This window comes from Nitrosospira sp. Nsp11, assembly GCF_900142705.1.
Taxonomy (GTDB): Bacteria; Pseudomonadota; Gammaproteobacteria; order Burkholderiales; family Nitrosomonadaceae; genus Nitrosospira.
Genome location: NZ_FRBV01000006.1, coordinates 76,872 through 89,338, shown reverse-complemented (window position 1 = coordinate 89,338; position 12,467 = coordinate 76,872). Strand labels below are relative to the sequence as shown.

Below are 12,467 nucleotides of genomic sequence, written 5' to 3'. Positions count from 1 at the left end.
TGTTCCCTATGTCGTATTTGTTCGCTCCGCCACGCGCATTATTGCGCTCCTCGCCCTGGGATTGCTGGCTATTTCCTTCGTATCCGGACGTATCGCCTTGCCTATCAAACGCAATTTCTGGCGACTCAAAAGCTGCACTTCCTTTTCACGTAGCGGTAATTCCTTCGGCAGCCTGTCCGAATCTGCCAATTCACGCATAAAACGTTTCACTGTCCGGTCTTCCAGCGAGTGAAAACTGATCACGACCAGCCGGCCGCCGGCGTTCAGCATCTCCACGCATTTCGGCAGGGCAAGCGACAGCTTCTCAAGCTCCTGATTGAGGTAAATCCGTATAGCCTGAAAAGTGCGCGTCGCCGGATTCTGCTTATCTTCCCGCCCGCGCGAGCGTACGGTCGACGCCACGATCGAAGCAAGCTGATGTGTAGTGACGATGGGCTGCCGACCTCTAGCCGCAACAATCGCTCTTGCAACCTGTTTAGCAAACCGCTCTTCGCCATAGTTCCTGATCACCTCTTCCAAATGGATTTCGGGAGCGGAAGCAAGCCACTCCGCGGCCGTCGGTCCTTGGCTTGTGTCCATGCGCATATCGAGCGGACCATCCAGGCGAAAACTGAAGCCGCGACGAGCCTCTTCAAGCTGCGGCGAAGATATTCCCAGATCCAGCAATATCCCGTCCACCCGATCCACATCCAACTGCCGCAAGACCTCCTGCATCCTCGAAAAGCTCTCGTGAATTATATGGAAACGCTCATCTTCAAGAGCCTGCCCAACTTCAAATGCGGACGGATCCTGATCGAACGCTATCAGCCTTCCATTTTTTCCTAAACGCTCCAGTATCAGCCGGCTATGCCCACCACGGCCGAAGGTTCCATCCACGTATATTCCGTCCGGCTTGACGGCCAAAGCGTCCACCGCCTCATGCAGCAAAACTGCGGTATGCATATACTTATCAACCACAGCATTAGAGCGAAAAACCATCGAGCTCGGGCGGAATGCCATCTTTGAAAACGAGCGCACTCTCGATTTGGAGGTTCCATTTTTCATCGTCCCACAACTCGAATTTAGCGCCCTGCCCCACCAAAACCACGTCTTTATTTAAACCAGCAAACTGACGCAAGGGAGGCGGCACCAAAATGCGGCCTGCACCATCCATCTCCACGTCACTGGCGTTGCCAACGAGAAGACGTTGCAAGCTACGCGTTTGTGGATTGAAGCTGGAAAGACTGTTGAGTTTTTGCTCTATCGGTTCCCACACGGGCTGGGGATAAACCAGCAAACAACTGGAAGGATCAGCGGTGATAACCAAGCGACCGGCGCAAAGAGATATCAGACCTTCGCGGTATTTCACGGGCACCGCAAGTCTACCTTTGTTATCCAGGCTGATAGGTGTGCCACCGCGAAACATTTTGCCCCTTTATTTGCCGGAAGGAATACCAGAAACTTCCTCCACTTTTACCCACTTTTGCCCACTGTAAATAAAACGATAGGCAAAGTCAAGGAAAAGAATAGGGGTTTTTGCGGTAGTGGCAGAGGCGTGGATCGGGAAGCGCCTGAAAAACCTGGCAGGCAAATACATAAATAAAATCAGATAATTAAGAGGATCAATTTGATATATGCAGCAAGCGTCATTGCGAACGCCATCGACTTACATAACAATTTTAAGGAATTGTCCCTCCGGAGAAGCCGTAAGGTGCGCAGTCATAAGAGCACATGGAATCGAGCTGAATTGCTTACCGACTCCTTAGTCTACTTGACCACGAAGCATTCAACTGGACGGCATGAAAGCGACGCACGCATGAATAATTCGATATGGCGGCCGGGCTCTGGCGTTACGCTCTATTTCCGCCAGACAGATATCACCCCTCGAACATTCTGTATCAACCCAAGGACACGGTTAAGCTGCGTCAGGCCGCTGATTTTCACGGTAAATTGCATCGCTGCGATATCCCGGCTTTGGGTTCGGGTGGCGGTGACATCGATTTTCTCGCGCAGCAGGATATTGGAGATATCACGCAACAAGCCTTGCCTGTCCTGCGCCTCGACCTCGATATCGACCTCATAGCGCTCACCTTTCGATATATCGTCCGATACATCCCAGTCCGCCGCAATGATGCGCTTGGCACTTTCTTCGCTTAGGCGGGACAAACTGGCGCACTTCCGACGGTGTATCGTAATGCCGCGTCCGCGGGTGACAAATCCAATGATGGGATCGGGCGGAGCAGGCTTGCAACATTTTGCCAACACAGTGAGCAATTTACCTACACCCGCAACAAGGATGCCACCGCCGGATGGTGCAACGGTCTTGCTACCCTCCGGCAACGCCAGGTCCGGGACGGCTATTCCGGTCCCGCCGCTTAGAAACGCAGCCAGTTGGCGGCTACTGATATCGCCCCGGGCAACAGCGGCCAGAAATCCATCAAGTTTGGGAAACTTGAACTCACCGGCCAGCTTGTCCAGCGATAGCGCTGTCATACCGTAGCGCTGCAGTTCCTTTTCCACGAGCGCACGGCCTTGCGCCAGGGAAGTCTCGCGCTCCAGGTAACCAAACCACTGCCTGACCTTCGATCGTGCCCGATGGCTTTTTAGATAACCCAGGACAGGATTGAGCCAGTCACGGCTTGGCCCCCCCTGCTTACCCGAAATGATTTCCACTTTTTGCGCATTTTGCAGTGGATAATCAAGCGGCACCATAACACCATCGATTTTTGCGCCACGGCAGCGGTGGCCGAGATCGGTGTGCACATGGTAGGCAAAATCCACTGGCGTCGCGCCCTTGGGCAAGGCAATGACCCGGCCCTGCGGCGTCAATACATAGACAGAGTCCTCGAACAGCGCGACTTTAAAATGCTCGGCCAGTTCTCCTGCGTCCTCAACATCATTCTTCCATTCCAGTATCTGCCTCAACCAGGCAATTTTTTCTTCATACCTGGCGTCACGCTTCGCCCCTTCCTTGTAGCGCCAATGCGCGGCAACACCCATCTCGGAATGCCTATGCATCTCGTGCGTTCGGATTTGAACCTCAACCACCTTATCCTCCGGACCAATGACGGCGGTATGCAGAGACCGATAATCGTTGCCTTTTGGCCGGGCGATATAATCGTCGAATTCCTTCGGGATGGGTATCCAAAGATTATGCACCACGCCCAGCGCGGCATAGCAGTCCTTCACATCGTCCACAAGAATCCGTACGGCGCGAGCATCGTGGATTTCCTTGAAGTCCACACCTTTGCGTTTCATTTTTTTGTGGATGCTGTATATATGCTTTGGGCGGCCCGTAACCTCAGCCTTGATTCCCGTCCGCTGCAAGTCGTTCTGCAGGTTATCCACCATCAGGGCAATATACTGTTCCCGAATGCGGCGCGTATCCTCAAGCAATGTGGCGATTTTTTTATAGCGTTCCGGCTCAATGATCCGAAATGAAAAATCTTCCAACTCCCATTTCACCTGCCACAATCCCAGCCGGTTCGCCAGCGGCGCGAATATATCCATCGTCTCGTGCGCAATCTCCGCGCCTGCCGGAACGTTATTCGCAGCGATATATCGCATCGTTTGCACGCGATCTGCAAGGGCAATGATGACGACACGAATGTCCTCCACCATCGCCAATAGCATTTTGCGTAATGCCTCGACTTGCGCATTGCGGTCTCCCGCAGTCGAGGCGCCCCCTGGCCCCAGCGTTCGGATCCGGCCCATCCGTGCCACCCCTTCCACAAGGTGGGCTATGGTGGGATTGAATGCCGCATGCAATTTTTCCTCGTATCCATCCAGATAATCCGGCACCGCATGAAGTATTCCGGCGGCCAGCGTATCGCTATCGACCCGTAATGATGCCAGGATCAATGCTGCACCCTGTATGTGCTGAGTAACCAGCTCGCCGGTAGACAGGTATTTGTCTTTATAAAGTGAATGGCAAAAATCCAGTGCATGCCCAAGTATTTCGATTTCACCCGGGGAAAACATGGTTGCGGTGGCTTCTGGCCAGCAAAACCCATCCCAACCTCCGCTGCCCGAAGAAAGCGTTGCGGAAGAAGAAGCCGGAGAAATCCCTGAATCTCTATCTGTTAGCTCATCGCGCATTTTTCGGTTTTTGCAGTTGTCCGGGGAACGGGTTTAAAGGAATATCGTCCACGAAGGTGGAATCCGGAGATATTACCCTGCTTGATAGCAGCGCAATAATGCATTAAGTCAATATTGCGGGATATCTTGCCAGTAGCGGCGCCGCAGCATGCGCGAAGTTTCCACAGCGAAACCATTATCCGCAAAGCGCAGCAGTATCGCGCCATCGGCATCACTGCGCAGCAGTCTGCTTCCAAGTGACCGGTAGCGCTCCATCACTTCATCTTTTGGGTGCCCGAAGCGGTTGCGATAGCCTACGGTGAATATTACCAGCCTGGGATTCACCTGGCGTATAAACCCCTCCGTTGAAGAGGTTTTGCTGCCGTGATGGGGTGCGATGAGCACCGTCGAGGAGAGCGCGTCGCCGTCCCGGGCGAGTAACTGATACTCGGATTTTTTCTCGATGTCGGCTGGCAGCAATACGCTGCCGTGGGCGGTGGTGATCTTTAGCACACAGCTCAATGCGTTGGTTTTGGGCTTGGGCTCACTGTAATTCTGCTCCAGCGGATGGAGCATATCGAAGCGAATCCCATCCCACTGCCACGATTGCCCGGCACGACATCGGTATCCCGAGGAAGCGGCTCGCTGTATCGGGTGGTCGTCTCTCAAAGACGAGACCAGCCATTCCACCGGCACCGCTTCCAGCACCGACAATGCGCCGCCGCTGTGGTCCGTGTCGGCATGCGTCACGATCATGCCGTCAAGCTGCTTTATACCTTCGCCCCGGAGGAAAGGGACGATGGTGCGGCTTCCGCTATCCGCCTCGGCGCTGAACCCCGGACCCGTATCGTAGAGTAGCGCGTGATTTTCCGTGCGCGCCACTACCGCGAGTCCCTGACCGACATCCAGCACCGTCAGCCATAATTCCCCCGATGCCGGTTTAGGAGGAAGGACCAGAAATAGCGGCAGCAGCGCTATCATCCCCAGCCAGCGGGCGGGAAAACCTGTGGTAAGTCCCAGCCCCAGTCTCCCCGGCAGCAACATCCAGAAAATTCCGGCCACGCCGGTTGCGACCGCCCACGCAGGCGGCGCATGCTGGCTCCAGACCGCCTGGGGTACATCGCTCATCCACCGCATTGCCTCCATGCAAACGCTTAATACCCAGTGCGCGGGCAACAGCATGAAGTCGAGCGGCGGGAATGTAGCCAGCAGTGTTAAAGGAACCACCACCAGACTCACCAGCGGGATCGCTACTGCATTGGCGATCGGCGAAACCAGCGATATCTGTTGGAACATGGCCAGAAGGAGGGGTATCAGACCGAGCGTTATTGCCCACTGAATCCGAGCCCAGCCGGATAACCAGTGCATCTTGCCGATGCGCCCGGCCGACGTCAGCATGATGACCGCTATTGCGCCAAACGATAACCAGAAGCCAGCAGAAAGTACCGCCAATGGATCAAGGAGTATTACCGCCAGCAATGCCCAGGCCAGTACTGCGGTCGCTGAGGTAAAGCGGCCCAGCCATAAAGCAATGGCCACTACCCCGAGCATATACACTGTACGCTGCGCCGGTACAGCGAAGCCTGCAAGCAGCGCGTACCCTAGCGCTGCCGCCAGCCCCGCGACGACCGCCGCCTTGCGCGCCGGCAGCCACAGCGTTAAATAGTGGCTTCTGCGCCATAGCCAATACACCAACGCAAAGATGAGACCGGATACCATGGTAACGTGCAGCCCGGATATACTCATGAGATGATTTACACCGGTCCGGGTAAATACTTGCCATTGTTCGCGCGGAATGGCCCGCTGATCGCCAACCGCCAGTGCCACAAGAACGCCGGTATAAGCATGGTCGGGCGATGCCTGGATGAAACGCTCGCGAATCTCCTGGCGCAGACGTTCAACCTGGTAAGCCGGACGATCGACCATTTCATCCAGGCGCATATTCTCGCTATTTTTGCGCACGTAACCCGTGGCGCGGAGATTCCGCTCCAGAGCCCACTGCTCAAAGTCGAAGCCGTGGGGGTTGACACTGCCATGCGGGCGCCTGAGCCGGGCTGTGATGCGCCAACGCTCGCCGGCGTTGATCAGCGGCGGCGCGGCCTCTATGGCCGTCACCTGCTTTCCCCGCTCCTTATACCAGGCGAGCGAAATGCGCGCGGGGACGACCGCCTCTTCGGTCAGTACGCGCTCCACTTCGAAAGCAAAACGGACGCTGTTCTCATTGACTTGCGGCAGTTCCGCAACTACCCCGATCAACTGGATATCGCGCCCTTCCCATTCATGCGGGAGCACATCGGCCAAGCGCGACTGGGCGAAAACAGCCGCCCAGAAAAATCCCGCGCTCAAGAAAATAGCAGCAAACAGTACTTTGCCAACGGCTGTAAAAACGGGCTCGTGGGAACGGCAGAGCAGGAATGCCGACGCCGCACCAGGCAATAGTGCCCACGCCCATGAAATTTCCGGCAGCGAGGCCTGCTGCTGCAGCAACACCACCCCGAGCGCAAACGCAAGGATGCCGACTTGCATTAAAGGTTTGTGCCGCTATTGAAACCCATACTGACGTGTGAAGTTTGCAGACATATAGAAGAGATGCTCTGCGGTAAATAACAGGAGCTTCAAGCTAAAATTAAAATCGACTAGCTGGAGGTTGGGGCTTTGAAGGCATATCAATAGCTGACGTAGGTAAAACTGCTAGTGAATATTTACCCATGTAGAGAATTGCTGCTAGCCCAACATAGCAGGGCAAGGGTTCCAGGTTCTAGGAGCGCCAAAGAGCCACACTCCCCAGGTGTGGATGATATAAATGCTAACCCATGTACCTCAATGAACGGGGGCGACTCCAATCTCTGCTATTCGTCCTCTATAGATTTACGCGAAGGAGCTATGCTTCGCGGCGGGACCCTGAAAAAAATACCGCTTATATCGAAGGCTGGCGTATCGAAACTAGCGTCTCCGATAGCTTTGACTTCCCTCAGCACCGCGCCATTCTGCTCCATGGTGAAATATTTCTCCGTCATGCAAAACCCCAGCCATTAAAGATAAGTTTCGCTGAAAGCCAGCATCGTCCCTGGCTCACTTTTGGGAGCCGGGTATCTTTCTTACCAAGGATATAAACGTCATCCGTTCATTTTTCGATGGTGAGTTAACTGAGGCACGAACACATCGTTTGTCTCCAAATGACGACAAAAAAAAGCATTATAAATCAGACAGAGATAAATAATTGACAAATTTTGCCCAATATTGGAGACAGTTCTTCCTTTTGCTTATAAGGTATCTTATTGATAATTAGTAATTAATATATATGGTACAAAAATTGCTTTTGCTTCGGACTAGATCTTCATCACATCCATATATGGTCATGCATACTATACAAACATCTTATCCCTTAAGCCCTAAAACGCCTATCTTCATGCCTCAAGACGAAGAAACAATTATTTCTTTTAGCTCATCATCTCCCCAGTTAAGAGAAATGTGCATTCAGGAGTCAAGTTCAGATGTTAATCCTGATCATGTGATCGACCAGCAGGTATTTAATATCCGGATGGTAAATTCGGAAGGTAGACGGGAAGCAGCTTCCCTGTTGATCCGTAAACGGTATGGTTGGAGAGGCTATTCTATTGATCCTTTCTCGGATAATGAGCCAAATCGGATCATATTAGTCGCTGACACTGAAGGAAAAACCGTTGCTACCATGACGCTTTGCCTTGACGCAGACATCGGCTTGCCGGCGGATGAAAACTTTCGTGACAAGCTCGACGAACTTCGCTTGCTAAGACGTAGATTATCTGAGCCATCCAGATTGGCAATTGAAGATAACATTCCCAAACGAGTTTTTGCCTCGCTGATCCATATTTCTTATATCTACGCGCATAACATCTTTGGTTTTACTGACTGGGTGATTGAAGTCAATCCCCGACATGCTATGTTTTACAAAAAGATGCTTGGGTTTCAACTCTTCGGAGAAAAAAGAGTTTGTACGCGAGTTAATGCGCCTGCAGTATTACTCAGGCTGAAGCTTGAGTATATGTCTGAGCAAATCCGTAAATTTGGCGGGTTAATGGAACAGCGCGGGCAGGAAAAATCATTTTATCCATATTTTTTCTCGCCACGGGATGAGCTAGGTATCACTGGCAGGCTCAAAACGGGAAGAACCTGATACGACCGGATCGGTACGGGGTATGTTCCAAAGTACCCAAGTTCAAGTTGCACCCAAATTGCCCAGACTGGATGACAGCAGTTTTTCCTAAGGAATCAAATAAAACAGCACATTCTGTCGAGATTCTTTACAGATGCCTATATGCATTATAGGTCTGGTTTCAGGTTTCTTCCTCTCCAGCTAAGCTGCTGAGATCTTCGGTCCCATCTGTTTTTTCCACCGCCTCGCCAATTTAACGCTGCCAAACAAGCATTTGTCTACCAAAAATAGGCGACAGGCAGCGACGTCGAGTCTTTTGCAAAATGGCTTACGATCCTTTAGCGGATGTTGTCCACCGGTTTCAAGCTGCTGCACTCACAAAGCTGCAATGATGGGCATAAGACTCCAATTGAATGTCGTATATTTTTACACTTTCGTGGAATTAATTTTACATTTCTTTTTAACCATTTGATGCTAAAAGATATAATGTTATTGGTATGAAAATTGCGTGAGAGAGGTAAAAGAAAAGCAGCAATAAGCTGATACTTCAAGTACACAAGAGGGTTGACATTTAAAAAGTTATTAGTCTTCTTACCGTGGAGTGTCAATCATGATCATGAATCTTTTTAAAAAAAACATCATAACCGTAGCCGTTGCCACGACCTTGAGTTTGGGAATCGCGTCGAATTCCCATGCAGGTGCACTGTCGTTTTCTCAGTTGTCGATCAACGGCCTTACGATAAGCAATTCGGGGGGCACTCAGTATGATATTTCTGACTTTGCCTCAATCGATATTGGGAACCTTGGATCTGACACCGCATCGTTAAATGGCGCGGCTTCTACCAGTCATACTCTAGGCCCAATTCCGGGCAATGTTGCGCTTCCGCAGGCGTGCCAAGGCGCGGGTTGCCCGGCTGATAATACTTTTACCCCGCAAGTCGCTATAACCACACCAAACCCGGTTGTTCCAGTACCAGGGATACAATTTGCGCGGGGCGATATGGATTTGAACGGCGCTATCATTACAGGTACGCCAGTCGGAAGTTCGGCAAGCTCCGGTCAAGTCTCAGAAATCGAACTCAATCAAACTGGGGATGGCAATGGAAGTACAACCGCTGGTACCGGCACTCAATTCACGTTTCAGTTGGCCAGTGCCGATTCGTTGACGTTTAATGCTAGCGCATTGGGGCTAACACAGGTTGCGCTAGCGGCAGATGCCATTAGCGGACTTTCTACTTCGGGGTTCTCTTTTTCTATAAGCATTAGAGATATTGGTACTATAGCGGTGCCGACCAATGACCTGATTTATACTTTCCAACCAGCCGAGCTCAACGCTAACTCCAGTCTCTCTATAGCGTCCCCGGGCTCGGTTGAATATAGTTTAGCTCCCACGCTCTTTTCTGCGTTAGGGGGCAACGTCTCACCGGTGCTGAATAGTACCGACAGGTATATTCTGACAATCGATTCTCATACTCAGGCCGGCGCCAGGGTCGTGGAGGGGGTTGTCCCCGAGCCAGCATCCATAGCGCTGCTGGGGGCTGGCTTGCTTGGGATGGCAATGGTACGCAGAGGTCGCAAGGCATAAACCATCGGTGGAGCACGTTTTCCGGGGGGATTCTTTCCCCCGATTTTCTTCAGTCGTACACCGGTTCTCTTTTTGCGCGTTTCATCATTACGCCAATAAAGTCGATTTTAGCCCGCCAAGCTTGAACAAACTGATTAGATCTTTTAGGTCGCGTTGCTGGGGAATAGGCAGGGCACGCCGCAGCTCAGCCAATTTCTGCGTCAACGCCGGCTCTACTTGCCCACGTTTGGGACTCTTTATCGTTACCATGAGGGGTATTAAGAACGTCGAATAAAGGCAGGCGCGCCCCGCTAGATACTTTGCGCTCAGGCGCTGGAAATCAGCCAAATGAAAGGCTGCCCTTAAAGAATTGAGATAGTCGATTGTGAAGAGTTCGGGTTGTCGCTCCCGGTGCTGGTACGCAAAATGTTGCATGGACTTTTCCGAATTCAAATGTCCGAAATCGGACAGATAAATACCACCATCCGGTTTTACGATGCGGGCAACTTCTGAAAACGTGGATTCCAGATCATGGACCGTTGGTAAATGATGCAGGGATAGCGTGGAAAATACCGTACCTATGCTTTTGTCATGGAACTGACTCAAATCGGTAATATCACCAATTTTTAGATCAACATTCTTTAGGCCAAGCTCTTTAATATGGTCCTTAGCCTCCTTAAGCATTCCCTCTGACAGATCGATACCGATAAATTGCGAATTCGGATTCATCTGAGCCACCATGCCCAACTGGGTAGCTGGGCCACACGCTAGATCCACAACTGTCTCACCGGGGCAAATGACTTCACAGATGTGAGCGCAATGAAAAAGATAGGTTGGGGCAACAATCGCAGCCTCGCGTCCAGCGCGTACGAAGGCACTTACCTTGTCAGGGTCATCCATTACCAGATCCGGTTCCGGAATACGCGAACTCGATTCCCCGGTAGTGAGTTCACGTATTAGCGTGCCAACGATTCCGGCAGTAGACATAAAGTCTCCATGATCAAAAATAATAAAAATTAATAAATATCGTGCGTAACATTAATGCTGAGAGGATTATTTTCCTCCTCCAACCATCTTGGCGCAGCAAAGTCACCTGCTATCGCCGCCGGCGCCACGTTGGCTTCGAATACCGCTGAGTGCGTCCTCTCGCTTTTTTTGCCATTTTCTGCTCCGTATCAAAGCCCCGCAGCCACTTATAGACTTGTTCAAATTCCCGGCGCGACTTCTATCAGTTTCTATCAATGCATGGGCTTTCATCAATGCGCTATCGCGGTTTTCGCGCACTTCCATTTCCATCAATTCAAACTCGTTTGCATCTGCTTACCCTTCGTTGTCTCGTCTCCAATTCTGATTCATTCCCGTCTAATCAGTTCAGTTGTGCAGAGATCCTTACTCTATTTCGTACCAATCAATATGCCATGATTAAGCGGTAACTCATCATATTTTTGAATTTTTAAGAAACCCGCTGCTTTAAGCCAAGCTTCATAATTGGCCCACGAATAAAGCATGCCCTCACCAGTGGCAATCGCTTGGAAATAGGGTGAGCCAAGGGCAGTGCTTATTGGGCCGCTATCATCATCATTTCCCATCATGTTAAAAATTATAATACTTCCCCCTTCTGGCAAGGCTTCGTAAGCCTTTTTTAATAATCGCAAATTAGTTTCAGGTGACCAGATAGTAAGTATGTGAGAATATAAAATCGCATCAATATTCTTTGGAAAAGGATCACTAAGAAAATTACCTGTGTAGGTTTTTATGCGTTCCAACAGACCTTCTTTTTCTACTTGTTGCATTGCAATTTTGCATACTGAATCAGAATCGAAGATGCTGACATTCATATCAGGATAGTTGTTACAAAGAAAAATTGCATTTGTCCCATCGCCACCACCGGCATCAACCAAGTGGTGTATATTTTTCAGCGCCTCTAAATCGCATAAACAGAAATTGGCTTGGTGTGACAAAGCGCTCATCGCCTTCTGAAAAACTTCTTCTTTAAAAGGATCATTGACAAGACGTTCATAAAGGGTGTTGCCCTTTCCAGGGAAACGCCTTAGACCGATATTGTCGTTTTTCCTAAGCGAGTCTACAAAATCTATAAGTCCTTCGTAAACAATATAACGCTGCCAACCCAAAACAGGTGCAAATGAATCTGGTTTATTGGTGACGAGCATTTGTTCAGTCAATCGCGCATTGGTATATTGGTTATTTTTTTTCTTAATGACTTTCAAAGCTGTTAAGCCCGTCAGTAATATTCGAGTAGGCTGCGGCTGCAAATTAAGATGATTGGCAATATCATCAAATGAACTTTGTAATTCTTTGGATAAAAAGTCGTAAAGTCCAAGTTCAACACCTGCCCACAGTAGCTGAAAAGCGGTATGTCCTGTAGAAATTAGAAAAAATGAATCGAGATCTAGTTCATCTGAAGGTTTAGGAGACATTTGTAGATTCCTTTTTAAGGATGTGATTGGGCGAGGTGCTTCCGCTGGACAACATCCATTAATAAACATATCCGATCCATGCTCTAAGCGACCAGTTGATACGGATTCCATTAGCAGGATTTCCCAACGCATAGCAGCCAAGGGACGTGAGTTTATCTATTATATGACCGGTGACCACAAATGCCATCGCAAGCTTCTTCGCAAAGGAGGACTAAACTTGTTAAATATTGGTGACATTTAATCACGGGACACGTTATTGGTTTAAGATGAATGT

Annotated in this window: 9 protein-coding genes; 2 read left to right on the top strand and 7 right to left on the bottom strand. The window is 50.4% G+C overall.

What is annotated here, in order from left to right; translation table 11 throughout:
• Positions 1-6: 6 nt before the first annotated feature.
• The 5 genes from rsmH to BUA28_RS15905 form a co-directional block, all read right to left on the bottom strand.
• A complete protein-coding gene (gene rsmH, locus BUA28_RS09025) occupies positions 7-942 on the bottom strand; it encodes a 16S rRNA (cytosine(1402)-N(4))-methyltransferase RsmH (protein WP_072767791.1) in 936 nt (311 codons plus the stop codon).
• 19 nt (positions 943-961) lie between these two features.
• On the bottom strand, positions 962-1,405 hold the full coding sequence (mraZ, locus tag BUA28_RS09020) for a division/cell wall cluster transcriptional repressor MraZ (RefSeq protein ID WP_072767790.1): 444 nt from the start codon (positions 1,403-1,405) through the stop codon (positions 962-964).
• Positions 1,406-1,836: 431 nt separating this feature from the next.
• A complete protein-coding gene (locus BUA28_RS09015) occupies positions 1,837-4,077 on the bottom strand; it encodes a RelA/SpoT family protein (protein ID WP_072767789.1) in 2,241 nt (746 codons plus the stop codon).
• A 108-nt stretch (positions 4,078-4,185) separates the two neighbouring features.
• A complete protein-coding gene (locus BUA28_RS09010) occupies positions 4,186-6,582 on the bottom strand; it encodes a DNA internalization-related competence protein ComEC/Rec2 (protein WP_072767788.1) in 2,397 nt (798 codons plus the stop codon).
• A 323-nt stretch (positions 6,583-6,905) separates the two neighbouring features.
• Positions 6,906-7,073, bottom strand: coding sequence for a hypothetical protein (locus BUA28_RS15905; RefSeq protein WP_178297983.1), 168 nt, complete (start codon positions 7,071-7,073; stop codon positions 6,906-6,908).
• A gap of 392 nt (positions 7,074-7,465) precedes the next feature.
• Between BUA28_RS15905 and BUA28_RS09005 the strand changes: the two genes are divergently transcribed.
• Together BUA28_RS09005 and BUA28_RS09000 are read left to right on the top strand one after the other, a co-directional pair.
• Positions 7,466-8,212 (top strand): N-acyl amino acid synthase FeeM domain-containing protein, encoded by a 747-nt coding sequence (locus tag BUA28_RS09005; protein ID WP_072767787.1) that lies wholly within the window; start codon positions 7,466-7,468, stop codon positions 8,210-8,212.
• A 589-nt stretch (positions 8,213-8,801) separates the two neighbouring features.
• Positions 8,802-9,776 (top strand): EDSAP-1 family PEP-CTERM protein, encoded by a 975-nt coding sequence (locus BUA28_RS09000; protein ID WP_072767786.1) that lies wholly within the window; start codon positions 8,802-8,804, stop codon positions 9,774-9,776.
• A gap of 87 nt (positions 9,777-9,863) precedes the next feature.
• Here BUA28_RS09000 and BUA28_RS08995 read toward each other — a convergent pair whose 3' ends face one another.
• Together BUA28_RS08995 and BUA28_RS08985 are read right to left on the bottom strand one after the other, a co-directional pair.
• Positions 9,864-10,655 (bottom strand): class I SAM-dependent methyltransferase, encoded by a 792-nt coding sequence (locus BUA28_RS08995; protein ID WP_178297981.1) that lies wholly within the window; start codon positions 10,653-10,655, stop codon positions 9,864-9,866.
• Between the two features lie 494 nt (positions 10,656-11,149).
• Entirely contained in the window at positions 11,150-12,193 is a 1,044-nt protein-coding gene (locus tag BUA28_RS08985) for a methyltransferase (protein WP_072767783.1), read from the bottom strand.
• Between the last annotated feature and the right edge of the window lie 274 nt (positions 12,194-12,467).

Excerpts from the sequence above, each read along its gene's own strand:
- rsmH (WP_072767791.1), bottom strand. The coding sequence starts at position 942 with ATGCATACCGCAGTTTTGCTGCATGAGGCGGTGGACGCTTTGGCCGTC.
- BUA28_RS09015 (WP_072767789.1), bottom strand. The coding sequence starts at position 4,077 with ATGCGCGATGAGCTAACAGATAGAGATTCAGGGATTTCTCCGGCTTCT.
- BUA28_RS15905 (WP_178297983.1), bottom strand. The coding sequence starts at position 7,073 with ATGACGGAGAAATATTTCACCATGGAGCAGAATGGCGCGGTGCTGAGG.
- BUA28_RS08985 (WP_072767783.1), bottom strand. The coding sequence starts at position 12,193 with ATGTCTCCTAAACCTTCAGATGAACTAGATCTCGATTCATTTTTTCTA.
- BUA28_RS09010 (WP_072767788.1), bottom strand. The coding sequence starts at position 6,582 with ATGCAAGTCGGCATCCTTGCGTTTGCGCTCGGGGTGGTGTTGCTGCAG.
- BUA28_RS08995 (WP_178297981.1), bottom strand. The coding sequence starts at position 10,655 with ATGGATGACCCTGACAAGGTAAGTGCCTTCGTACGCGCTGGACGCGAG.
- BUA28_RS09000 (WP_072767786.1), top strand. The coding sequence starts at position 8,802 with ATGATCATGAATCTTTTTAAAAAAAACATCATAACCGTAGCCGTTGCC.
- BUA28_RS09005 (WP_072767787.1), top strand. The coding sequence starts at position 7,466 with ATGCCTCAAGACGAAGAAACAATTATTTCTTTTAGCTCATCATCTCCC.
- mraZ (WP_072767790.1), bottom strand. The coding sequence starts at position 1,405 with ATGTTTCGCGGTGGCACACCTATCAGCCTGGATAACAAAGGTAGACTT.